This window comes from Mesorhizobium sp. M7A.F.Ca.CA.003.01.2.1 (genome assembly GCF_003998945.1).
GTDB classification, from domain to species: domain Bacteria; phylum Pseudomonadota; class Alphaproteobacteria; order Rhizobiales; family Rhizobiaceae; genus Mesorhizobium; species Mesorhizobium ciceri.
In genome coordinates this window covers 1-22,739 of record NZ_RZRA01000009.1, presented here as the reverse complement: position 1 = coordinate 22,739, position 22,739 = coordinate 1, and the positions used below count along the sequence as shown (strand labels likewise).

The window sequence follows — 22,739 nt, the reverse complement described above, 5'->3', positions numbered from 1 at the left end:
ATCCTGACTGGCGTACCGAAGGAAGCGAGAGTGCTTCATGAAGAGCCGTTCGGACCAATTCTCACCGTGGCTCCTTTCGATACGATCGAAGAGGCGATCGATGAAGCCAACGCCACGGAGTACGGTCTGGCCGCCTACTTGTTTACTGGCGCGGCCGATACGCAACAGAGGCTTGTGGGCGGTCTTTCTGCGGGCGCTGTTAGTGTGAATTACCTGAAAGGGGTTTCCGCTGATGCCCCTTATGGAGGAGTCAAACAAAGCGGCTATGGATATGAAGGCGGCGAGCAGGGGGTGCGAAGCTTCCAGATTCTGAAAATGGTCAATGGCCTCGGTTCATTTGGATAAAATCCGGTGGGAAACAGAACACGGACCATGGCCGGTAGCGACATCACAAGGAGCGTCGCCGACGCCCTTCAGTACATCTCGTACTATCATCCTCCAGATTATATCCGGTCTCTTTCTCACGCATACACGCGAGAACAGAGCCCGTCGGCGAAGAATGCCATAGGTCAGATTCTGCTGAACTCCCGCATGGCGGCCTTTGGGCGGCGCCCGATTTGTCAGGACACCGGACTTGTGGTTGTCTTCGCAAAGGTCGGCATGGATGCCCGCATTAAGTCAACAGCCAGTTTCGCGGATCTTGTGAATGAGGGCGTACGTCAAGCCTATCTCGATCCGGACAATCCCCTTCGGGCATCGATCGTTGCGGATCCCCTCGCTAGACGGGTCAACACCCGCGACAACACACCGGCAGTTGTCCATGTCGACCTGGTGCAAGGTAACCAGATTGAGATCACCATCGCCGCGAAAGGCGGCGGGTCGGAGAACAAGGCACGTTTTACCACCCTCAATCCCACCGCCTCCGTTTCCGACTGGGTGGTCAATACCGTTTCGACCCTTGGCAGCGGGTGGTGTCCACCTGGACTGATCTCTGTCGGCATCGGTGGTAGCGCTGAAAAGGCGATGCTGCTGGCCAAGGAGGCCATGAACGAGCCCATAGATATGGCGGAACTGATCGCAAGGGGGGCGTCAAGCGCAGAAGAGGGGCTGCGGATTGAGCTTTATGAGCGGATCAACGCGCTTGGTATCGGCGCCCAAGGCCTTGGTGGTCTGACGACAGTCGTTGACGTCAAGGTTGCGACCTATCCTACTCATGCAGCGTCCAAGCCTGTGGCGCTCATCCCGCAATGCGCCGCCAACCGGCACCTGAAGTTTACTTTGGACGGCTCTGGACCCATCAGCCTCCAGCCGCCCGATTTGCGCGAATGGCCCGACATCGGAGCCGACGAATTGAACCCAGCCGGCGTCCGGCGGGTCAATTTAGATACGCTTACGAAGGAAGAGACGGCATCGTGGCGCTGCGGTGAAACGCTCCTGCTTTCTGGAAAGATGCTGACGGGCCGTGACGCTGCCCACAAACGAATGGTCGAACTGATTGATGCCGGCAAGCCGCTCCCAGTCGATCTGAGGGGCCGCGTGATCTACTACGTCGGTCCCGTCCGGGCAGTGAGGAATGAAGTCGTTGGACCCGCCGGTCCAACAACCTCCAGCCGCTTGGACGATTTTACGGACAAGGTGCTCGCCGAAACCGGCCTTTTCGCGATGGTGGGCAAAGCGGAGAGGGGACCGGCGGCCATCGCGTCGATTGTAAGACACAGAACGCCATACCTTGCTGCAGTGGGTGGCGCTGCGTACCTGATTTCAAAGTCGATTAAGGCGGCGCGGATTGTCGCCTTTGAAGACCTGGGCATGGAAGCCATCTATGAATTCGATGTGCAGGACATGCCCGTCGTCATGGCTGTCGATGTTGAGGGAAACTCCATTCACAATTCCGGGCCTCTTGAGTGGCGTAAGCGTATGGCAGCCGACAGCATCGCACGCAACATCGGTGTTTGAGTCTTTCCGGTTGGGCGATTTCGGCCAGACCCGAGCGCCAAATTATCGGGCAAGCCATAAGACGAGCGGCATTTGCGGTGCCCTGCGCCTCGGCGAGCCGGCCAAGCAAGGCCTTCAATTCACCCTAATAGTTGAATGTGCGAGTGAATACTGCATTGAGTATGCCGTCCATGCGATCGAGGGTCGAATGCAGTCGCGCGTCTATCAAGTACGGCAGCGAGATTCAAGAAAATCGGTTATCTATTTATCATGGTCTCCGCCGCCGCCGACTATTCTCTCCAGCTGCACCATTGCCCCGTTGGGCGTTGGGGCGATAGCCAAATTACTTCTGCAGCTTTTCTCAGCGGATCGCTCACCCTCAGCTGATTTTCGTACCCCATTCTGGCACATCTCGGGCCTGGAACGGATGCCTTCCACTGCTACATTCGCTCGTTTCAATTGATGATAGAATTGATCGGCACACAACGCGATGTCATCGCTGAGAGCATAGGTTATGAAGTCGAAACCCGATCCCGTGCAACTCGACAGTTGGGACCTGCGGATCCTCTCCGAAATTCAGGCAGACGGTCGGATTTCAAAAAGTGAGCTTGCAAAACGAGTTCATCTTTCGGCGTCCGCCTGTTCGGAGCGGCTCCGAGCACTCAAGGCCGCGGGGATTATTGAGGGATTTTATGCGCGGCTGAGTCCTGCCCTCATCGGCGGCATGATCTTTGTGATGGTGGAGGTCGTGCTGGATCGTCATCGTCTTGAGGACCAACGACACTTCGAAACTGCTATCCAAGACATTCCGGAAATCCTGGACTGCTGGGCAATTGGGGGGCGCGTGGATTATCTGATGCGGGTCGCATCTCGTTCTATGGCCGCCTATCAGGATTTCATGGAGGGACTGCTGCAGGCAGGCTTGGGGATTGATCAATACTATAGCCTTGTCGTCACGAAACCAGTGAAGTCCAATTCACCGATACCTTTGTCCGCCCTGAGGCAACGGTAACCCAAAAGCTAAGTTTCAACGGCGTTTGGCACGGATCCCGTAGATTCGTCGGCAAAAGGCACCCATTCCGACGAAACTCAAGGGACATTTGCGGTATACTAATTGCTGGAAAAAGGTGGCCGAGCGCTATCCGCCAGTTGATCGCGAGCAAGGACGATGCGCTTGAGCAATCTGGAACCGATCTATTCCAGGAGAGGATCGAAGCAGCCATCGGACGCACTTGCCCAGCACGGTTACGGCGAGAAGCCAAACCGGATCGTGCCTGGTTGAGGAGGCGTCCATATCTAAGATGCGAAGTGCCGAAAAATGCCTCTACCGCTACTTCAAGGGGGGAACTTTCGCCCTGGATTGGCGATCAGTGGCGATTGAGCTTAGTCGCGGTCAGCGCATCCGTGTAGGGGGCGAAATCTACAGCGAGGGTTTGGCAAGCCGACGGGTAGCGGGAGTGCAAGCTGGCCCGCTCGGCCTTGGCGACCAACCCGGCCCTCGACGCCTGCGGACATTCGGAGATCGCGTTTTTACGTCCTAAGTTCGTTGCTGTTCGAGATTAGGAGATCGTCTGTCCTGTTTGACATTGCTGGTCTCCGCAGCCTTCTAAGCGAGGAGCATGGCTGTGCCGGGATCGCGTAGGTGGGTGACAAGGCCGGTCACTCCTGCCACCCGACGTGGTCTTTGAGAAGGTGGAGGTTGCGCTACCGGCTGGAGAGCATGGTGCCAGTTTTCACAAGACAAGGGTCGCTTAATCGAATGGGCGTCAAGTTCATAGATTGCGAACAGATCATGGGGGGATTTGAATAGTGCTACTGACCGAGGCAGAGCTGAAAAGAGTTGCGAATGCCAGTCGAGGACATAGAGCCGCATCGATCGTTCTAAAGGAAGAGACGGCCGCAGCTACAGCCAGATCGTCATTCGACGTTTTTCTGTCACATTCTTTCAAGGACGCAGAGATCGTTCTCGGTGTGAAGCGAATTTTCGAGGAGCTTGGGTTCACTGCTTACGTAGATTGGGTCGAAGATTCACAACTGGACCGCACAAAAGTCTCCTCGGCCACCGCCGAGTTGCTGCGGACCCGTATGAGGCAGTCAAAGACGCTAATCTATGTGCATTCAAACAATTCTCCAGGATCCAGATGGATGCCTTGGGAGCTTGGCTTTTTCGATGGGTTTCGGACCGCGGTAGCGGTTCTGCCCGTGGCAAAAAATTCTTCGGAAACATTCTCCGGGCAAGAATTTTTGGGCCTATACCCTTACATTGATGGGACAGGACCTGCATTCCTGTTTATGAACAGAGGGACCGCGCCTCGCTCAAGAATAGGCTCTGTAAGCTCGACTGCTAACCTCACGTTTGCCAAATCCTGGCTTAAAAAATTTACCGCCACAAAATAGACTGGTGTGCTTCAAAAATGAAATATCCTGGACTCTATAATAGCGCCGACGTGGCATCCAACGAGCAGCAGGCGACGTTTCTGCGCCTGATCCGGGCAGAGTACGTTCTTCTTTTTTTAGCGTCGGTGCTCTCTTTGGACTTGTCGCCATCAAAAGCCTATTTCGGTGTCTATGCTGCGGTATTTCTTTGCTCAATGGGAGTCCTCATTTTCCGGTCGGTCACAAAGCCCGAGCAGGTCTGGTATCAGGCTCGAGCTCTGGCAGAGTCGGTGAAGACATTGACTTGGCGCTTCGCGATGCGAGCACAGCCGTTCGATGACGCGCGCGCCGCTGACGCCAGAGCTGATTTTCGAAAGCTCATGGAAGGTATCCTTGATAGCAATCGTCACCTTGGTAGCGCGTTGAGCGGCACCGATTCAGCATCCCCCCAAACAACCGACCAGATGATGTCGATAAGGGACTCCCCGCTAAAAGAAAGAAAAGACCTATATCTGCAGAGACGAATCTGCGACCAACGGAAGTGGTACGAGAAGAAGGCGCGCTCGAACAAGAGGTCCGCGAAAGTCTGGATGGGCCTTGGTATTTTTGCATACGCTCTGGGATTCTCGTTCATCGTAGTACGCATCGCTGACCCCGCGATGCCAGGCTGGCCGACCGAGCCGCTAATTGTCATCGCCGCCTCCCTTATTGGGTGGACCCAGATCAAGAAATTTAACGAATTGGCATCGGCTTACACGTTGACAGCTCACGAGATCGGCTTGACTGCCGACCTTATTACGGACGCCAACTCGGATGAGGCATTCTCCGCCGCGGTGAACGAAGCCGAACTGGCTTTCTCACGGGAGCACACCCAGTGGGTTGCTCGTCAAAACAACTAAGAGACAACAATGGCATACAGCGATCCGACCTATGTAATATTTGACGGCGATGAAGACGCTTGGGCATACCGCTTTATGAAAGGGTGGAACGCCAGCGAGAATGTGAGTTTTGAATTCGCGAACGCTCACGATCTGGACAATATGACGAGCCGAGCACAGGACGAAGATTATGTTAAACGCAATCTTCGCAACAGAATGAATGGATCGAGCCAGGTACTTGTCCTGATCGGTGAGAAGACGAAAAACCTTTTTCGCTTCGTGCGCTGGGAAATGGAATTGGCTCTTGATCTAGGTCTGCCGATAATCGCAGCAAACCTTAACGGCTCGCGGCAACAAGATGTGAGCTGTCCGCCTATCATCAGGGACAAATGTGTTGTGCACGTGCCGTTCAAGATGAAGGCCATCAAGCACGCGCTAGCCAATTGGCCGAGCGAATTTCATCGGCTTTCAAACGCTCAGCGTGGCGATGGCGCCAGGAGCTATGGCGAAAGCACCTATCGCGATCTCGGCTTATAATCGCCACCTAAAAGCACTTAGCCGCCCAAACATCCTCGCCATCCGCTGGCGGCGACTAGCCTTAGCAACGTCCGCCAGCGTGTTCCGAGCTTGCCGAGCGATGATAAGAAGAGCACGACGTCCGATTTGCTGAGTTTGGCTGAAAGCTGCAGGTCATGTGCAACCTATTAGAGGAGCCCCGCTCGAAGCGTCGGATCGTCAGACAAGATCATGTCGCGCGAGGGCGCTGGTTTCGCGAGGAAAAGGAGCGGCTGTTCGATGTTTGAGGCTTGATCCAGCGTTTCGAGACTGCACGAGCGGCCAGCATTGATGGAGGCAGCTTTTCAGGCCGCGCAATTCTGTCGGCTCGCCCCCTCCTGCGAGCCGCAGCTCGGCTCGCCCTGCGCAGCAACCACGAATTTGCGATCGCAAGAAAGGCAACACGCTGACGATAGAACTTGGCGGCGCTGGTCGGCTGCGAATCAAGATGTCAATGGCAAGGAGCTCTCGCCGCGCGTCTTTGCCGGGCCGAACCTTCTGGCTATGCTCCTTCGAGAAGTCTGCCGAGCACCAGCCGCCGCACCGCCAAAGCTATCAATATGCGCGAGGGCACGACCTCAGCCTCTCAGCGCTGGCCAACCAGGTTGGAGCCTGTGCCGCGGCACGGAACCCGCTGCCTGCTGATCGAGGCGAATGTGCTTTGCCCCTGATCACCTCATTACCACCCTTGGGAAGGGCAAGACCGATCCGGACCGTCAGAATGTAAGGGATGACCGGCAGTTCGGCGGAACATGGCCGCCGGCGCTCTATCGTGCCTCGCGCGGCCGGCGGGAACAGCGTCCCGAGCGCTATTCATCCGTCAATATCGCCCGCTAATCGGGCACTATGCTGGGCGCATGCGCGTCGTAAGCTGTTCGTGTTTGCAGGACGCGCCCCCGACCCTCGGCTAAGGCGAAGGTGACGCCTTAGTTTTCACGGCAATTCGGGCCGATCCCGCGAATTTCACGGCGAATAACCTGCATTCCCGAGAAACTCAAGGGACGTTTCCGGTATGCTATTTGCTAAACAGGTGGCTGGCCGAGTGCCCTCCGCCAATTTATCGCGAGGAGAGGGACATGCGCTTGAGCAATCTGGGAACCGAGCAACTCCGGGAGAAGGATAGAAGCTTCGTCTTCCATCCTTCTACGCATCTGGCCAAGCACAGCCGAGGCGAAACGCCAAATAGGATTATGGCCGGTGCGGAAGGCGTCTATATCTGGGACACCGAAGGCCGAAGGAGCCTCGACGGTTTCGGAGGACTCTACTGCGTCAACATGGGATATGGATGCACGGAGATCGCCGAGGCCATTGCCAGGCAAGCACACGAATTGCCGTTCGCGCACGTCTATGCCAGCCAAGGTACGGAGCCGGTCGCCCTGTTGGCAGAGGCCGTGGTCGAGTATTTCGGTCAGAACATGCGAAGGGTCTATTTCGGCCTCTCCGGTTCCGATGCCAACGAAACCAACATCAAGCTGGTCTGGTACTATAATAACATTCTTGGCCGGCCCGAAAAGAAAAAGATCATCTCGCGAAATCGCGGCTATCACGGGTCTGGATTGGTCACGGGTAGCCTAACTGGCCTTCCCTTCTTTCACAATTTCTTCGACCTGCCTCTGGATTTGGTGCGCCATACAACCACGCCGCACTATTACCGCCAGGCGCGTGTCGAGGAGAGCGAGGAAGCGTTCTCCCGGCGCTGTGCCGATGAGCTTGAAGCCTTGATCCTGGCCGAAGGACCGGAAACGGTTGCAGCTTTTATCGGAGAGCCGGTACTTGGGACAGGAGGTATTGTGCCGCCCCCCAAAGGGTACTGGACGTCCATTCAAGCGGTGCTCGACAAATACGATATCCTTCTAATCGCGGATGAAGTGGTCTGTGGCTTCGCGCGAACCGGCGAGAAGTTCGGTTCCCACCTGTATAACATGCGTCCGGATTTCGTGACCATCGCAAAGGGTTTGAGTTCCGCCTACCTCCCCATCTCCGGGTCAATCATTGGCGACCGTGTCTGGTCGGTTTTGGAACAAGGAACTGAGAAGCACGGCGCACTCGGCCACGGCTGGACATATTCGGGGCACACGCTTTGTGCCGCAGCCGCGCTCGCCAATATTCGACTGCTTAAAGAAAAAAATATTCTGGAGCATGTCCGCGATGTTGGACCGTATTGGCAAGACCGGATGAAGGCCGAGCTGGCGGGACATCCCATCGTTGGTGAAGTTCGCGGAGTGGGTATCCTGTCGGCCGTAGAGATGATGCGGGACCCAAAACAAAGGATACCATTCGAACCCGACCTTCAGGTCGGGGTGCGCACTGCAGCTGCTCTGTTTGAGAATGGTGTCATCGGACGGGCCATGCCGCATGGCGACATCCTCGGTTATGCCCCCCCCCTGATCATTACCCGAAAAGAGATCGACATCATTGTCGACGCGACGGTAAAGTCGGTCGATACCACCTATCGCGCGCTGAAGGCCGAGGGTGCCGTATGATTTTGCGATCGCGAAGGAGCGAGTCCGGAGGCAGGCATGTCCCTGCGCGCTACTGCGCCGAGCAGACCCAAAACTGTTGAATTCCAGATATCTGATCTTGAGCATGCTCCGGGCTATTTCAGTCACGATTTGTAACCGAATCAGTTCTGCCGCCGCTGTCCTGTTGCCCAACGACCAGGACCTCTGTGCGGCGCGCCCTGCGGGTGTACCTCCCCGCCGGCAGGGCGCCCTTTTTGACCCACGTAATCAGTATCATTATGGCCCGTGCGGGATCGAGGGTCTGGTAAAGGTCATCTGCACGTTCCGATGCAGATTGAGCTTAGACGTGCCCTTTACATCATTGCAGCGGGCCATAATCATTGCGGTGAATTTTATCACGTCAGGTATATAGAAGGACGATACTCACACGCCACCCCGTTCACAAGGAAAGGCATTTTAATATTGTTGAGACGATTTGCCTATCAAAGAAAAGAAAGCATCGCAACACTTCTTTGCGGATCACGGCGCCCCGGGTGGGGGATGAGCGGCTATCCGAATTGTTATGCTAATGCCGACCCAAATTCCTGCAAAAGCTGGGGTCAATGATGGCTTTTGGTCAGCGCAGGATGATTTCTCCTGATTTGGTCGGTGCAGGGGCGGTCATGATTTAATGCATGGAGATTCTCTGATTGAGCTGTTGAGATCATGAGGCGTCTGCCAGACGCCCATCGGGTGAGCCCAGCATGATTGGGATGACCGACGAAGATCGAAAGTGTGGCAGCATTCTGGAGCCCGGTCAGCCCAGCGACGCCCGCGAATTCAATCACGTTTGTCGGGACATACACGACGCAGCCGGAAGGCGTGCAGAAAGAGGAAGAATCGAGCGCGACGATGACGAGGCACATGCCACTTGTTTTCGAGACATTCCTTGAAAGACTGTCACAGAGTATCGATGAGGCAGATTTCCGGGATGCCATGGCTGAGGCGGCCGGACGACTTGACCTAATCTTCTTTGCCTACCTCTCCTTGCCAGCACGGCCTTCCGGCAAACCGAGGTTAATTTCAAACTATCCACCCCGCTGGACCAGACAGTATCTGGAAAATCAGTATGAGAAACTCGATCCTGTGGTCTTGCGTGCTCGAAATGGCGGCTGCCCGTTTCACTGGGGATCGAATTTGGGAGGCGATAAAATGTCGCCGGCTCAACAGCAGCTATTCGATGAGGCGGCTCAATTCAGCATCTGCTGCGGTTTGACGATCCCAATTGTCGATCTCCGCGGCCGCATCGCTGCGGTTACTTTTGCCGCCGATGAGCCTCGTCCAGTATTTCTTCGGGTCGCTGAGCGGTACGAACAAGCTCTTCAACTGATGGCGGCCTGCTTTCATCGTTGCGTTCGCCGCAAATTGCCGAGCGATCGAACAGTGGATGGGGTTTCGCTGACATCCCGCGAATATGAGTGCCTGAGGTGGGCAGCGCGGGGTAATTCAGCCTGGGTGACCGGCCGCATCTTGGGTATCAAGCCACGCACGATCGCTTTTCATTTGGACAATGCCAAGAAGAAGCTAGGCGTGCGAACCCAAAATCAGGCTATAGCCCTTTTGGGGTCCGAAGGGTCCTCAATTGTCTGAGAAGCTTTTTGATCCCCTTGTGCTCGGGCCATTCGATCGCGCGCTTTGTATCGAGCGTTGACTGGATGCCGAGATCTTCTGTTCCGCCGGCTCGGGCGATGCAGCCGTATTCTTCCAGTCCGCGCCGGTGATCATAGTCTATGGGTGCTCGAGCGGGTGTGTCGTCGCTGACGAGCTAGTTGTGGAGCCTCAACAGGTTGTCCTCGGTTAGAGCGAGGCGACTGATAGGTGTTTTGGACTTTAGGCTCCCGTGGGGACGGTGCCAATTGTATCTGTGCAGCCAGACCGGCAACTCTGCGGCGCGGTGATCTGAAGTCGGATAAGCGATGGCATAAGCCCATTCGCGCAGTGCTGTCTGGATGAAGCGCTCGGCCTTGCCATTGGTCTTGGGTGTATAGGGTCTTGTCCTGACGTGCTTGAGGCCGAGATCGCGGCAGGCCTTGGCGAAGGCCTTTGATCTGTAGCAGGAGCCGTTGTCGGTCATGACGCGGGCTATCGTGACGCCGAGGCTGGCGTAGTAGGCCACCGCCGCCTTGAGGAAGGCGATGGCGCTTTCTTTTTTCTCGTCGGGCAGGATCTGCGAGAAGGCGATGCGGGAGGCGTCGTCGATGCAGACATGGACGAACTCCCAACTGCTGCCGCGCGAGCTGGCATTGCCGGTGCGCTTGCCGGTAATGCGATGACCGATGCGCTCGAAACGACCGAGCTTCTTGATATCGATATGGATCATCTCGCCAGGATGCTCGCGCTCGTAGCGTCGGATCGGCTCGGCCGGTTCGATATCCCGCAACCGCGACAGTCCGGCACGCTTGAGAACCCGGCTAACGGTGGCGGGCGAGACGCCGACCTCATGGGCGATGTGCTTGCCGGTCCAACGTTGCCGCCGCAGCGCCATGATGCGCTCGGCGATCAACGCAGCGGTGGCCTGCGGCATATTGGCGGGCCGCGAGGAACGGTCGATCATGCCGGCCCGCCCTTCGGACTTGTAGCGCTCGACCCAGCGCGCCACGATCTTGGCCGACACGCCGTAGACACGCGCCGCATGGGCTTTGGAGAAAGCGCCTTCTATCACCGACAGCGCCATCTCCTCTCGACGCAGCGGTGTGAGACGGGCATTCTTATGGATGTTCATTCGGACCCTCCGGTGAGTGCTGAAGCTTGGTAACTCCAGTCTCCCCGGTCCGGTCCGAATGGACAACCTCCCGAAAGCTCACAGCTAGTCGTGCGGTTATATAGTTTCCGAGGATGGCCCGCTTGCATACCTGCCTGCCGGTAATCTCTAACCCTTGACTTAGGGCGATGGCTATCGGTTATGCGGCTTGAAAGCGAAGAGGTGGACCCTTCGTCGAGCGCCGGTACGATATGGAGTGCTGCTCCGGGCTAATACCCATCCAGACAGAGCGGAACCTTCTATCACGTCAGACGCTCGGACAGTTGCCAAACCCCGATTTCCTGGGAACTGAATTGTGCTCGCCACCGGGTCCATTTTGCCGGCGCGTCTGTGGTGCAGGCCCCGATCAGCCTGACCAATGGCACAGGAACGCTTCTATGACCGAGCACTGCGAATTTGTCAGCTGGCGAACAATTCCTTGTAGCCGCTCGTCACCATCCAGTTCGCACGGTCGAGATGACTACGAAGCGCCTTCCTGGCGCGCTCCGGTTCAAGTGCCGGATCAATGCCGAGGATCAGTTGGGCCATTTCCTCTTCGGGCGCCTCATCGGCTGAGGCGTCCAGGAGCCTCATATAGATGGTAAAGTGCGCCCTGTCGTAGGCGGTAAGACGGTCAGACCAAGGGACTTCGTCGAGCAGTGTTGAGCTTTGAGTCCTATCTGTTCCCGTTGATTGATTCATGTCTGCCGCGAACCTCGCATGTTGATCGCTGGATCCAAGGCAGAATATCCCAAAATGGGATAATCCGAAACGGGGATTAGTCGCTGAGCCGGTCTCTACCTGCCGGTTCACCTAAATGCCCAAATCTCTTCGATCTCCCCGCCACCAGCGGTTTCTGGCCCAGTTGATCTCACTGCGCAATGTCAAAGGGCTGACGCAGGCGCAGGTGGCTGAGAAGCTTGGTCGTCCGCAATCTTTCGTGGCGAAATATGAGGGTGGCGAACGGCGTCTCGATGTCATTGAGTTTCTCGACGTAACTGCGGCCCTCGATGCTGATCCGTGTGAGATTCTGTTGAGCCTGCGCACGTAGTGGGCGCCCGCGCCCATCACCGCGCGTGCCGTGTGCCGGTGGGTCGAGCCCCGATTTTCTTGGCTCTGGCGTCTCGACCATTCCGCTGCGCCTCCTAGCGCGTCGTTAGACTCTCGCAATTCGCTCTGTTTTGTGCCTTTCTCAGCAGGTGGCGCCGCATCCTTCTAGGCCCGCCGCGGCGTCCCGCAACCCTTAGCCAGCTGTGAGCTTTCAGTAGGTTGTCCATCCGGCCCTTCGGATGCGGTGCGGCTCAGACGGCGGACCCGTTCCTGTCATGATTCGCCGCCGCACCCATTCCTGGGAAGCAGCCATTGGCGAGCGGAGGACAAAATGATGAGACAGCGAAGCGCTGGGCCATCCGCGCTGTGGTGATACGTCGATGCATGGCGGTTGCGCGACTTCGTTGCTTGAAGCGAAGCGACCGCACCGCCCATTTCGTCAACTGGCGAACAAATCCTTGTAGCCGCTCGTCACCACCCAGTTTGCACGGTCGAGATGACTGCGAAGAACGTTGCGTGCGCGCTCAGGTTCGCGTGCCGGATCAATGCCGAGGATCACTTTGGCCATTTCCTCTTCAGTGGCGTTGTCGGCCGAGGCGTCCAGGAGCCTCATATAGGTTGTAAAGTGGTCCTTGTCGTAGGCTGTAATGCGGTCCGACCAGGGGACCTCGTCGGCGAACGGCGTGTTCGATCTGGGCTGCAACATCGCTAATTCTATCTCCGGCCAATGGACCCGCGAAGCCCTGTGCCTGCTAAATGTGGATTACATATTATAGTTGATAAACTCAAGCCGCCTGATCCGCTGGCTTGCGTGCATGGATATGCGCAAGTTGGTCGGACGGAATGTGCAGAGGATCAGGCAAAGGAAGCGCCTGACGCAGGAGCAGCTTGCGGAGATTTCCGGGTTCAGTCAGCAGTACATCAGCGGCTTGGAGAAAGGCCGAAGAAATCCGACAATTATCACGATCTATGAACTGGCATTGGCCCTCGGCGTCAGCCACATGGATCTGGTTCGGCCCGACAAACAGGCATGATACACCCGCCCTCCAAGTAGCTGGCCGCCTGATGGCGCGCGCCGGGTGCTCGTGAACCCAGGCTTTTCTTAGGGTCCCCCGGCAGCCCCTGCCATTTGGCTCGCCCTGGCCCGGCGCACCCTATTGGACAGTCGGCCGCTGCGGTTTTTGTCAGCCTTTCCTGGGGCGGTCGGCATTGCCTTTTAGGCCCGCCGCGGCCTCCCGCAACCTTCGCTCTCGCTTCAGGTCCTTCTCTTGGTTACGATCCTTCGGATGCGGTTCGCCTCTTTCAGCGGGCCTAATCGCTTTCTGCCGCCCACCCCACGGGGACAGCCACGCGAGACTAGTATGGAGCGTTGCGGTTAGCGCACGAACAGCAAAGGAACTGAAAAAACAGGCAACTGTCGAAGCATGGCTGAACCAGCCATCGTGTCGGCATCTTGGAGCCGCGTGTTCGCCTTGAGGCCCTGCCGGTAGGATCCCTGCAGTTGAAGTCATTGTCGGCATTCTGACAACAATGGACATGAACCGCCGAACTATCAAGGCGACCAGGTTGTTGTCTAGCAATGGTTTTCCGAATCGGCACGGCACTTGCGTTACCAAAAACAAGTACGCCGCGGCACGGATCGCCCAAGAGGCTGAACGACCTGATCTGTTTGACCCTCGCAGCAGGGGTGGATGGCTAACACAAAGGAAACTTTGAAGGTGGACGTTTTCGAAAGTTCTCCAATACCTGTCAGGAAAACACGGACGCCATCTTTCTCGGTGGATCTAGCCTTGCTGGGAGTCGCATTCGTTTGGGGGGCGAGCTATCCGGTCGGGAAAGGCGCACTGTTCTACGCGCCGGTTTCGATACTTGTTCTTTATCGCTTCCTGATTACTACGATCATTACGGCAGTGGCTGCAAGACATGAGATCGCATTGGTCTCCTGGGGCGATTTCATCCGCGGCTTCGCATTGGGAACAATACTTTTTTGCATCTTTATTGCTGAAACTTACGGCGTTGCATCGACAAGCGCAATGAACACGGCCTTGATCATATCGCTTTGTGTGATTTTCACGCCGAGCATCGACTATGGGCTATCACGGCGACTTCCACCTACGGGCATTTTGGCAAGTGCTGCCATAGCGTGCATCGGTGTCGGCATTCTCACTGGCGGGATCAGCAGGTTCAGCCCGGGTGACGCGCTTGTCTTGGGGGCCGCGATTCTGCGAGCGGTTATGGTCGTTTCCACCAAACGCCTTCTGGCCGGCCGGCAGATTTCATCTGCAGCCCTGACGGCCATCCAAGGATCGACGGTGGCAACACTTACTTTCGTTTTGGCCGTCGCTCAGTTCGGAATTTCAGGCCTTGTTGTGAGGGCCACCCTTCAGTTTTGGGGCGCTGTTGCCTTCCTTGCACTCTTCTGCACCCTCGCTGCATTCTACATTCAAAATGCCGCAGTGAGAAAATCCACACCGACACGGGTTGGCTTCTTGATGGGAACAGAACCTTTTTTTGGTTTCGTTCTAGCGCACCTTCTTCTGAATGAGCCTTTGACAGTACCGAGCTTGATAGGCGCAGGCCTCGTCCTCGCTGCGACGTTTGCTGGCATCTGGTTTGAGAGCAGGACATCCAAATGAACCCCATCTTGGCTTCCACCAAACCCGCCATCGGCGGCATTTCGAGTTTTGAAGATCTGGAGGCTTTTCCGGACCGAACCGCACCAGTTGCAACCATGTTCAGCGGCGGTCTCGACAGCACCTATCTTCTCTACAAGCTGCAAAGCCTTGGCTTTGCGAACATTGAAGCTGTCGCAGCGGATGTCGGAACGCGCATCGATCAGCCTTTGTTGGAACGGACGGCAGCCATGTTCGGCGCGCGCTTTGTCTGCCTCGAAGGGCGGGATGCCTTTGTCGAACAAGGCGTGAAATCAGCCATTCGAGCCCACGCCAAGTACCTTGGCATCTATCCGTTGAGCAGTTCGTTGAGCCGTCCCATAATCGCATCTTTGGTTGTTAATCATGCTAGGTCAATCAACTCACGGCTGGTTCTTCATACAGCAAACCTTTCTCAAAACAGTCTTCCGCGCCTTAACAATAGCATTAAGCGCTCAGGATTTTCCGGCAACTTCGGCAGTCCGTATGAATGCTCTGTGATATCCCGACAACAGAAGACCTCCGACCTGTCCAAGTGTGGAGCGACTTTTGTGGCGGACCGCACGTGGAGCGCGGACGAAAACCTCTGGTGTCGGGAATTCGAGTCGGGGCCTTTGGAAGATCCCGAGAACTTTTCCATCCCCGAGGAGGCATTTGCTTGGACGCGCCACATTCCCGCAGAGCAGCCGGTAGAGATCAAACTCGGGTTTGCAGACGGAAGTCTCGTGTCAATTGATGACCGTGATGTTGCATTGGTCGACGCAATCCCGTTCCTGAATAACACGGTCGGCAAATTCGGGCACGGCCGCTTTGTCGGGCTTGAACACATCACAACCGGCCAAAAGGTTCTCGAAGTCCGCGAGGCCCCTGCCGCGGCCATTATCTTCGACGCGCTGCGTCACCTCGAAACCGCTTCTCTTGACGTGGCATCAATCGTTTTGAAGCAAGGGCTTGAGCAAGCCTGGTCCCAAGAGGCGGTTTCAGGTGCATGGGGCAGTACTATTCACCAGATGTGCGAACGGGCCATTGCATCCGCCCTCGAGGGCGTTAGCGGGAGCGTCAGCTACATAGTCGATCACACACGCTTTTTACCTCGGTCGATCCGAGCCAGGACGCCGAGATACATTAGGGACCGCGACCTTTGGGAATACCAAGCCGCAACCCACATAGCGTTGTCCAAAGCGTTCCGTCCTCGCCAAGTCACCAAAAGGGAGACACCCGTGGAAAACAACGCACCCCAGGCGCCGGCCAACCTCAGTCAACAATGCACTGACGGTCTGGTGACAAATGGATGGTGGTTTTCAAAAGGCGAGCGCGCCGAAGCCTGCTTTGGCATCGAAATTGATGCAGCCTGGAAGAACTTTGCTGACCATTGGAATCGACTTCTTCTCGATGAATACATGCGTGACGGCGGAACATATCGTTACCGGCGCTATAGCGCTTTTGAATATGACGCGACTGACGGAATCTTTAGGCTCCTACCCCACGCCCCCTACGAACAATCAAAAAGTGTCAATCATCTGAATGGCGGCTTCAAGCGCCACTTCGAGCCCCTTGAAAACTCCTTTATAGACCATCCCGTCTTAGAAAAGATTCTGACAGGTTTCTGCAGAATTCTATGTGAAGCCGCCCGACATGATCGTTGGAATATCAAGATCCATCCCTACCGGATTGTCGCGCGCGATGGTGTAAATGGCAAACCGGCACCCGAGGGCCTTCACCAGGACGGGGTGGACTTCATTGCTTGCTATATGATTGGGCGGGTCAACGTCACCGGCGGCATGAGCATGATCACCGACGCCTCAAAGGAGTTCCTCGGCGAGGTCGAAATGAACTCCCCGAATGATTTTGTGATCTGCAACGACCGCGAAACCTTTCACGATGTATCGTCGATTGTGGCCGAAAACCTGAAAATGCCGTACGCTTATCGCGACGTCCTTGTGATCGCCTTCGAGAAATTATAACGCCCAGCGCGCCGAGAGCATTTTCAACAAGGTTCAATACTGCTTGGTATCCTCTCGGGTGTTCCTGGTGCGGGAACAATGCAGGATTAATTTCTTGCATCTAAACACCTAGATAGCAGTTTCGCCTCTCTGGTATGATGGTTTTTGGCCTCGCGGATCTCGCGTAATACGAATGACCGTGGACACCCCCGATCTTCGCAAGAAAGTGAGAAATTATCCTCATGCTGTCCGACGAGGTGGTCTGCGGCTTCGGAGGCACCGGGAACTGGTTTGGTAGCCAGACATTTGGGATGGAACCGGACATGCTCTCGATCGCCGGGGGGCTTTCATCCGGTCACCTGCCCATTGGCGGCGTCATTATCTCGACAAGATTTATCAATGCGCCGCTGACGAGGCCCACAAGGTCGGCGTGTTCGGTCACGGTTTCACCTACTCCGGTCATCCGGTGATAGCGGCCGTCGCCGCCGAGGCGATCAGGATCTACAGCGAGATCGATTTCGTGACCCAGGCGCGTCGTCTCGGCGATCACTTGCATGGAGCCCTCGCGGACGCGCTCGGCGACCATCCGCTTGTCGGTGAAGCCCGCGGCCGCGGCTTCATCGCGGGGGTTCAGATCGTCGAGGATCGTGCGCCCGTCGCGTCTTCGCGCCCGAGCTGAGGATCGGCGATGTCGAGCGGCGGTGCCGCGAGCACGGCGTCATGATCCGCAATATGGGAGAAGTGCTTGGAATCTGTCCGCCCTATATAATCACCGAAAGCGAGATCGACCCCTTGGTTGACGGCATTCGTTCTGCACTCGACGGCGCCGCTGCTGCGAATTCCCGGGTCGGTCGGGTGGCATGAGTTCCAGCATTAAGACCGACTGCTTCACTTCAGTGGATATTATCGAGCAAACGCTCACCCGAGGGGTGCACTTCATCCGTGTCCGGTACAAAACGTCACCCATGTCTCAGGTCGGGCACGCCGCTCGCCAACGACACCGAGTTCGGCCTCGCGGCCTACTTCTACACCGGCGATCTCGGTCGCGCCTTCCGCGTGATGGAAGGACTGAAGTACCGGCGTCAATGAAGGCCTGATCACCACGCCGGAGGTGCCGTTCCGCGGCGTCAAGGAATCGGGCCTCGGCAAGGAAGGCGGCCTCCAGGGCATCGTGGATTATCTCGACACCAAACATGTCTGCATCGGCGGTCTCGGCGTCTAGTGGTTCCCGCCTGACATAGGAGTCCAATCAGAGATTCCCTTTCTGGCCTGCGCGTGCGAGTCTGGCGCATGCGCACAGGAAGATCGTTCACCGTTTCGTCGGCCGATCGCGTCCGTCTGACGGCGCTGATCAGGGATCGCAACGCCCCGCAAAAGCATGTCTGGCGCGCCGAGATAGTGCTTTTGCCCGCCGACGGCGTCGGCACCGGCGAGGTCATGCGCCGCATCGGCAAGTCGAAGACCGACGTCTGGCGCTGGCAGGAGCGCTTTGCCGCGGAAGGCTGTGACGGGCTGCTGCGCGACAAGACGCGACAGTGGCGCATTCCGCCGCTCGGTCCCGATGTCGGCGAGCGCGTCGTGGCACTGACGCTTGCCGATCCGCCGGGCGAGAGGACCCACTGGACCGCCGACATGATGGCGCAAGCCGCCGCAATCAGCGCCAGCGCCGTCAGGCGCATCTGGAAGGCGCATGGTCTCGCACCCCACCGCTGGCGCCAGGTTCAAGCTCTCCAATGATCCGAAGTTCGTCGACAAGTTGCGCGCCGTCGTCGGCCTCTATCTCGATGCGCCGGCCCATGCCATCGTTCTGTCGGTCGATGAAAAGAGCCAGATCCGGCGCTCGACCGCACCCACCCGGCCTGCCGATGAAGAAGGGGCGGCTCGGTACGATGAGGCACGACTACAAGCGCAACGGCACCACCACCCTGTTCGCCGCCCTCAACGTCCACTATTGTCCCGTTGACGAGAATATCATCTTAGTTGCTTGTAAAAATTTGTTCTCCACTTCCGTCTCCATCGTATCTCAGTCAACGCGATGGAGCAGGAAATGACTACAAACATTGTGAAACTGGAAGAAGGCAGGGCAATCGGCTCTAATCGTGACGTGCCGCTGTCAGATCATGAGGCGGAAGCCCTAGGGCATCTTGCGGTGGCGCTGAGTGGCATTTCGACGACCATTCGGTCCGCCGCCTACAAACACGCGCTAAACTCTAGTCACGCGATGAAGCCCCTAAAGGAGACGGAGGACGCGCTTACCGACTACGACGCCTTGGCGAGGGCGGCGGGCCGAAAGCAGCCGAAAGCGGCGGAGGAGGACGACAGGAAGGGGGACGCCCTAGCGAGAGAGGCCGCCGCACAGGTCAGCAGGGTCGATCAGACCCGATCTTCCCGCTGGAGCAGACCGCGAAGGGTACCGGTGGCATCAACGGACTACGTTCGGCAGGTGGTCATGGCAGATAGTCAGCTTGGAGCAGTGTCGGCACTGGTAAACGCGCGGCGAGTGGCTCCAGAACGCTTCCATGCTTCTGTTCCCAGTGTAGATAATAATCCGGATGCTCCGCTTCTGACCTCTTTTTCGGACTATCTGAGCAGGGTGTGCGGACTGGAGTCAAAGTCCCGCGAAGGCGTTCTCCTGGGCAGCCGCCGCTTTCTGGATTGGTTCCATCACCACCATTCCCGGCCAAGCCCTCGGCGCGTTGACGGCTGAGCATGTCCTTGCCGCTGTCGAACATCGGCTGTCACTATCGGCGACCTCCGGTACCCGCACCGGCAGCAACTTCTCACATCGTATTGGGCTGGCCACCACGACCAGAATCTCGCGCGCGTCGTCCCCAGGACGCCCCACTGGCGTTTGGCTCATCTAACCCTCGAACTCGGCTACGGCCCGTCGACGGTCTTCTTCACATGGGTCGGATTCGACGAAATGGACGAGGTCACAGGCGACGGCCATGCTGAACTGCTCGACGACGGCTCCATCGACATCACCTTCTATCACAACGGCGACGAGGCAATCCTCAAGGCCAAACGGGACACTTCTTCAACGGCCTGCTAGGAGATCCGTGTTCGCCTTGCGCTGACAAAGAAGCTCACACATGACGTCCGGGAGACGATGCTGGCAAATGGTCTGGCTGAAGCATTCCACCCACAATACCAAAGCCCGTCCCGATCCAAAGCGCTTCTAAGCACTCCACCTCAGGCGCAAGGCCGGTTGGCCAGTGCATCTTCTTGGTCCGCCGGAAGAGAACCCCGCCCGACAATAGCTTCATGAGGTCTTGCGCTGCAGTGTCGACCGTAAAAAAGGGCGCGCGAGGCGCCCTTCATTTAAACCGGCAGTCGGGAAGCAGACTTCACTCTGATATTCAAAAGCGGTAGGTGACACCTGCGCCTATCAGCCAGGGATCGAGCTCCGCCTTCCCCGTCAGCTTCGCGCCGGTCACCGTGACGTCGAAGTCCGGCTTCAGGAAAAGCTTCTTCACGTCGAAGTTGAGGCCCCAGTGCTGGTCCACCATGTAGTCGAATCCGACCTGCAGCGCCGTGCCGAACGTGTTCTTCACCTTGAGAGCATCAGCGCTGCCAGTGTCCTGGTTGTAGAAGATCGTGTAGTTCACGCCGGCGCCGACATAAGGCTTGAACGCGCCGAGATCGGTAAAATGGTACTGCAACGTGAGTGTCGGCGGCAGCAGCCAAACTTTGCCGATGTTGCCCAACCCTCCGATCGTCCCTTGGCCCGCGATGTTGGCATAAGTGGTACCGAGTATGAGTTCGGCGGCGATGTTGTCGGTGAAGAAATACGAGATATCGAGTTCCGGCGTCACCGTGTCCGAATACGAAAGACCGGAGCCGGGAAGCGTATCAACGTAGCCCAGATCTTTCGTAACGACGCCCAACGCCCGCAGGCGGACCTGCCAAGGGATTGGCGCTTCGGTGACCGAGGCTCCCGTCTCCGCCAGGACGGTCTCTGCTTGCGCAGGCTCCGCGGCGACGGCCTGCTGTCCCACCATGATCAGGGCCACCGCCGCTGCTGTTGCCCGCGCTACGCCCATTCGCGTTCTCGCCATGAGATTCACTCCTTGATGTTCAGAAAGGATGCACTGCACTATTTCGTCTCCTGCTCGAATGAATTGTTGATGGACCTCAAATGCCCCTCTTGCGTTGCAACGCGTTCCGCCGTCTCCGGAGGGTGATCGTTGAAGCCGATTGCGCTGCGGAGAAAATTGGTGCCTAGACTGATGAATGCGGCTTGCTCCCGATTGTCCTCGCCGCAGCCGTGCCCGCCTGCGCTGGCCTCGTAGAAGTAAGCGGGATAGCCAAGAGCCTGCAGTTTTGCGGCCATCTTGCGCGCATGGCCCGGATGGACGCGGTCGTCGCGTTTCGTGGTGGCGATCAGGATAGGCGGATAGGGCTGTCCCGGCGCTGCGGCGTGATAGGCGGAGATTTCCTTCAGGAAAGCCCAATCGTGAACCTTGTCCGGATCGCCATATTCGTCGATCCAGCTCGCGCCCGCCAAGAGCTTGGTGTAGCGACGCATGTCGATAAGCGGTGCTGTGCAGAACAGAGCCCCGAAATGCTCAGGATAGCGGGTCAGCATGTTTGCGATCAGCAGGCCGCCATTTGAGCCACCCTCGGCGGCAATCCGCCTCGGCAGGGTGATGCCCCTTCGCACGAGGTCGGAGGCAACGGCGGCGAAATCGTCGTGGGCGAGACGCTTGCCCTCCCTGCGCCCGGCTTCGTGCCAGCGGGTGCCGAACTCGCCGCCGCCGCGGATGTTCGCCTCGACACACGTGCCACCGCGCTCGAGCCACAGCTTGCCCAGCGGGGAGTTGTAGTAGGGCAGGAATGATACGCCGAACCCGCCATAAGCGGAAAGGTGAATCGGAGCATCTCCGTTCCCGTTCGCCGGACCAACCTGCGTATAGGGGATCAGCTCATGATCGATAGAGACTGCCTCGTGGCGCGTGACCACCAGTCCGGATGCATCGAAATTCTCCGGGCTGCGCTTCAGGATTGCTGAAGCGCTGAGAGACGGCGCGGCATTCAGATCGAACAGCAAGAGCTGCGGCGGCGTGATCGGATCCTGAGCACAGATCAGGACCTCTCCATTGGTCTCGTGAACTGCCGCATCGAATGACCAGACGTCGACAGTACCTTCGGCGGGCAGGGTGTTCAGGACTCGGCGCGTCCATTCCTGGTGGCCGGGAGTGAACATCTCGAAACGCGGTGCGAGATTGACGAGGTAAGAGATAATGAGCTTCCCGTCATTCCAGAAGAATGACTGCATGGAGCGCCTTTCCCCTGGTTGAAACAGGGTCTCAAAACGGCGTCCGCCGGCGAGGAAAGTGGAAAGCGAGATGACGATCAGCGCGTCGGCGGGATGGGTGGTGCCTCCCACCGTCCAGGGCTTGCGCGGCCTTACCGCCAGCCAGTCGCCGAAGACCCGCCACGACGCGTCGCGAGGAAGATCGATCTGCCTCCTCGGCCCGCTCCTATCGCCGATCCAGCTGATCTTCTCGAAGAAGGCCGGCTGCTCGATGAACCAAAGGCGCTCGCTGCGGCCGGTGCGGTCCGAATGACCAGACACTTGGAAGCTTTCGAACCCGGCCTCGAAGATTGCCGGCGTGGTGAGGGGATCCGCGTCACGCTTCCACAGTCGAACTGTGCGCGCATAGCCGGAGCGGGTGGCCATGCCATTACCAAGCGCACTGGAAAGCAGAAGCGTGTCAGGGTCCAGCCAATTAACGTAGCCTTTGGCCTCGGGGAGGTTGAAGCCGTCGGCGACAAAGCTCAGAGAAATCAGGTCGAATTCGCGATGCACGACCGCGTCGCTGCCGCCGCGCGACAGGCGCAGAACGGCTCTTTCCCGTCTCTCCGGCTCGATGGACGCGCCGTCCCAGATCCAGTCCTCTCCGTCGCTAGCCGCGAGAGCATCCAGATCGAGCAGTAGCTCCCATTGGGGATCCGCCTTCATGTAGGCGGCAAGGGTGGTCCGGCGCCACAGTCCGCGTGGATTACCGTCATCTCGCCAGTAATTGTAGAGGTACTGACTACGGCGCGCGATCAGGGGAAGATTGTCGCGATTGTCGAAAATGGCTGTCAGAGCCGCGCGGTCGCGCTCGAACTGCGTTCCACCGAAGTGCTTCAGAGTCCTTGCCGATTGGCCGGCGGCCCAGGCA

The 22,739-nt window shown here is 57.5% G+C and carries 19 protein-coding genes and 3 pseudogenes; 17 read left to right on the top strand and 5 right to left on the bottom strand.

All coding sequences use genetic code 11. The features are described from left to right. The 8 genes and pseudogenes from EN969_RS01280 to EN969_RS01245 form a co-directional block, all read left to right on the top strand. On the top strand, positions 1 to 345 hold a 345-nt coding region (locus EN969_RS01280), incomplete at its 5' end, for an aldehyde dehydrogenase family protein (protein WP_127418969.1). Positions 346 to 372: 27 nt separating this feature from the next. Next, positions 373 to 1,896 (top strand): fumarate hydratase, encoded by a 1,524-nt coding sequence (locus EN969_RS01275; protein ID WP_063169307.1) that lies wholly within the window; start codon positions 373 to 375, stop codon positions 1,894 to 1,896. 493 nt (positions 1,897 to 2,389) lie between these two features. Then, positions 2,390 to 2,887 (top strand): Lrp/AsnC family transcriptional regulator, encoded by a 498-nt coding sequence (locus tag EN969_RS01270; RefSeq protein ID WP_063169306.1) that lies wholly within the window; start codon positions 2,390 to 2,392, stop codon positions 2,885 to 2,887. 1,402 nt (positions 2,888 to 4,289) lie between these two features. Continuing rightward, entirely contained in the window at positions 4,290 to 5,150 is an 861-nt protein-coding gene (locus EN969_RS01260; RefSeq protein ID WP_063169305.1) for a DUF4231 domain-containing protein, read from the top strand. 9 nt (positions 5,151 to 5,159) lie between these two features. Then, positions 5,160 to 5,666: a TIR domain-containing protein gene (locus EN969_RS01255; protein ID WP_063169304.1), complete on the top strand. Its 507-nt coding sequence runs from the start codon at positions 5,160 to 5,162 to the stop codon at positions 5,664 to 5,666. 483 nt (positions 5,667 to 6,149) lie between these two features. Continuing rightward, positions 6,150 to 6,570 (top strand): annotated as a pseudogene (locus EN969_RS35760) (transposase); the annotation flags it as partial. A 190-nt stretch (positions 6,571 to 6,760) separates the two neighbouring features. Next, a complete protein-coding gene (locus tag EN969_RS01250; RefSeq protein WP_063169303.1) occupies positions 6,761 to 8,167 on the top strand; it encodes an aminotransferase in 1,407 nt (468 codons plus the stop codon). 870 nt (positions 8,168 to 9,037) lie between these two features. After that, positions 9,038 to 9,775 carry a LuxR family transcriptional regulator gene (locus EN969_RS01245; protein ID WP_082826574.1) on the top strand — a complete coding sequence of 246 codons (738 nt, stop codon included), beginning with the start codon at positions 9,038 to 9,040 and terminating at the stop codon, positions 9,773 to 9,775. A 175-nt stretch (positions 9,776 to 9,950) separates the two neighbouring features. Here the strand turns inward: EN969_RS01245 and EN969_RS01240 are convergent, their stop codons facing one another. Continuing rightward, positions 9,951 to 10,907, bottom strand: coding sequence for an IS481 family transposase (locus tag EN969_RS01240; RefSeq protein ID WP_063169302.1), 957 nt, complete (start codon positions 10,905 to 10,907; stop codon positions 9,951 to 9,953). 438 nt (positions 10,908 to 11,345) lie between these two features. Next, positions 11,346 to 11,627, bottom strand: a complete 282-nt coding sequence (locus EN969_RS01235) for a DUF2285 domain-containing protein (protein ID WP_063169301.1) — start codon at positions 11,625 to 11,627, stop codon at positions 11,346 to 11,348. Between the two features lie 115 nt (positions 11,628 to 11,742). Here EN969_RS01235 and EN969_RS01230 point away from each other — a divergent pair, with 115 nt between their 5' ends. After that, on the top strand, positions 11,743 to 11,976 hold the full coding sequence (locus EN969_RS01230) for a helix-turn-helix transcriptional regulator (protein WP_082826573.1): 234 nt from the start codon (positions 11,743 to 11,745) through the stop codon (positions 11,974 to 11,976). A gap of 438 nt (positions 11,977 to 12,414) precedes the next feature. Here EN969_RS01230 and EN969_RS01225 read toward each other — a convergent pair whose 3' ends face one another. Then, positions 12,415 to 12,681, bottom strand: a complete 267-nt coding sequence (locus EN969_RS01225; protein ID WP_063169299.1) for a DUF2285 domain-containing protein — start codon at positions 12,679 to 12,681, stop codon at positions 12,415 to 12,417. A 109-nt stretch (positions 12,682 to 12,790) separates the two neighbouring features. Here EN969_RS01225 and EN969_RS01220 point away from each other — a divergent pair, with 109 nt between their 5' ends. The 8 genes and pseudogenes from EN969_RS01220 (at position 12,791) to EN969_RS01185 (ending at position 19,621) form a co-directional block, all read left to right on the top strand. Beyond that, a complete protein-coding gene (locus EN969_RS01220) occupies positions 12,791 to 13,009 on the top strand; it encodes a helix-turn-helix transcriptional regulator (RefSeq protein WP_029354714.1) in 219 nt (72 codons plus the stop codon). A gap of 657 nt (positions 13,010 to 13,666) precedes the next feature. After that, on the top strand, positions 13,667 to 14,611 hold the full coding sequence (locus EN969_RS01215; protein ID WP_082826572.1) for a DMT family transporter: 945 nt from the start codon (positions 13,667 to 13,669) through the stop codon (positions 14,609 to 14,611). After that, complete coding sequence (locus EN969_RS01210; RefSeq protein WP_063169298.1) at positions 14,608 to 16,590, top strand: argininosuccinate synthase-related protein; 1,983 nt, start codon at positions 14,608 to 14,610, stop codon at positions 16,588 to 16,590. The genes EN969_RS01215 and EN969_RS01210 overlap by 4 nt, the downstream gene beginning before the upstream one ends. Positions 16,591 to 16,811: 221 nt before the next feature. Further along, entirely contained in the window at positions 16,812 to 17,039 is a 228-nt protein-coding gene (locus EN969_RS36565; protein ID WP_263485461.1) for an aminotransferase class III-fold pyridoxal phosphate-dependent enzyme, read from the top strand. Further along, positions 17,000 to 17,248: an aminotransferase class III-fold pyridoxal phosphate-dependent enzyme gene (locus EN969_RS36560; RefSeq protein WP_063169297.1), complete on the top strand. Its 249-nt coding sequence runs from the start codon at positions 17,000 to 17,002 to the stop codon at positions 17,246 to 17,248. The genes EN969_RS36565 and EN969_RS36560 overlap by 40 nt, the downstream gene beginning before the upstream one ends. Positions 17,249 to 17,556: 308 nt before the next feature. Beyond that, positions 17,557 to 17,791 (top strand): annotated as a pseudogene (locus EN969_RS01200) (aldehyde dehydrogenase family protein); the annotation flags it as partial. A gap of 68 nt (positions 17,792 to 17,859) precedes the next feature. Beyond that, positions 17,860 to 18,515, top strand: a pseudogene (locus EN969_RS01195) (IS630 family transposase); the annotation flags it as partial. 905 nt (positions 18,516 to 19,420) lie between these two features. Then, positions 19,421 to 19,621 (top strand): hypothetical protein, encoded by a 201-nt coding sequence (locus EN969_RS01185; RefSeq protein WP_244514237.1) that lies wholly within the window; start codon positions 19,421 to 19,423, stop codon positions 19,619 to 19,621. 307 nt (positions 19,622 to 19,928) lie between these two features. Here EN969_RS01185 and EN969_RS01180 read toward each other — a convergent pair whose 3' ends face one another. Continuing rightward, complete coding sequence (locus tag EN969_RS01180) at positions 19,929 to 20,627, bottom strand: OmpW family protein (RefSeq protein ID WP_063169295.1); 699 nt, start codon at positions 20,625 to 20,627, stop codon at positions 19,929 to 19,931. Positions 20,628 to 20,665: 38 nt separating this feature from the next. After that, positions 20,666 to 22,739: prolyl oligopeptidase family serine peptidase (locus tag EN969_RS01175; protein WP_164758123.1), on the bottom strand; the 2,074-nt coding region annotated here is incomplete at its 5' end.

Coding starts and splice junctions, on each gene's coding strand:
- EN969_RS01210 (WP_063169298.1), top strand. CDS start 14,608: ATGAACCCCATCTTGGCTTCCACCAAACCCGCCATCGGCGGCATTTCG.
- EN969_RS01215 (WP_082826572.1), top strand. CDS start 13,667: ATGGCTAACACAAAGGAAACTTTGAAGGTGGACGTTTTCGAAAGTTCT.
- EN969_RS01260 (WP_063169305.1), top strand. CDS start 4,290: ATGAAATATCCTGGACTCTATAATAGCGCCGACGTGGCATCCAACGAG.
- EN969_RS01230 (WP_082826573.1), top strand. CDS start 11,743: ATGCCCAAATCTCTTCGATCTCCCCGCCACCAGCGGTTTCTGGCCCAG.
- EN969_RS36565 (WP_263485461.1), top strand. CDS start 16,812: ATGCTGTCCGACGAGGTGGTCTGCGGCTTCGGAGGCACCGGGAACTGG.
- EN969_RS01250 (WP_063169303.1), top strand. CDS start 6,761: ATGCGCTTGAGCAATCTGGGAACCGAGCAACTCCGGGAGAAGGATAGA.
- EN969_RS01255 (WP_063169304.1), top strand. CDS start 5,160: ATGGCATACAGCGATCCGACCTATGTAATATTTGACGGCGATGAAGAC.
- EN969_RS01235 (WP_063169301.1), bottom strand. CDS start 11,627: ATGAATCAATCAACGGGAACAGATAGGACTCAAAGCTCAACACTGCTC.
- EN969_RS01275 (WP_063169307.1), top strand. CDS start 373: ATGGCCGGTAGCGACATCACAAGGAGCGTCGCCGACGCCCTTCAGTAC.
- EN969_RS01245 (WP_082826574.1), top strand. CDS start 9,038: ATGACGAGGCACATGCCACTTGTTTTCGAGACATTCCTTGAAAGACTG.
- EN969_RS01225 (WP_063169299.1), bottom strand. CDS start 12,681: ATGTTGCAGCCCAGATCGAACACGCCGTTCGCCGACGAGGTCCCCTGG.
- EN969_RS01240 (WP_063169302.1), bottom strand. CDS start 10,907: ATGAACATCCATAAGAATGCCCGTCTCACACCGCTGCGTCGAGAGGAG.
- EN969_RS01180 (WP_063169295.1), bottom strand. CDS start 20,627: ATGGCGAGAACGCGAATGGGCGTAGCGCGGGCAACAGCAGCGGCGGTG.
- EN969_RS01270 (WP_063169306.1), top strand. CDS start 2,390: ATGAAGTCGAAACCCGATCCCGTGCAACTCGACAGTTGGGACCTGCGG.
- EN969_RS01220 (WP_029354714.1), top strand. CDS start 12,791: ATGGATATGCGCAAGTTGGTCGGACGGAATGTGCAGAGGATCAGGCAA.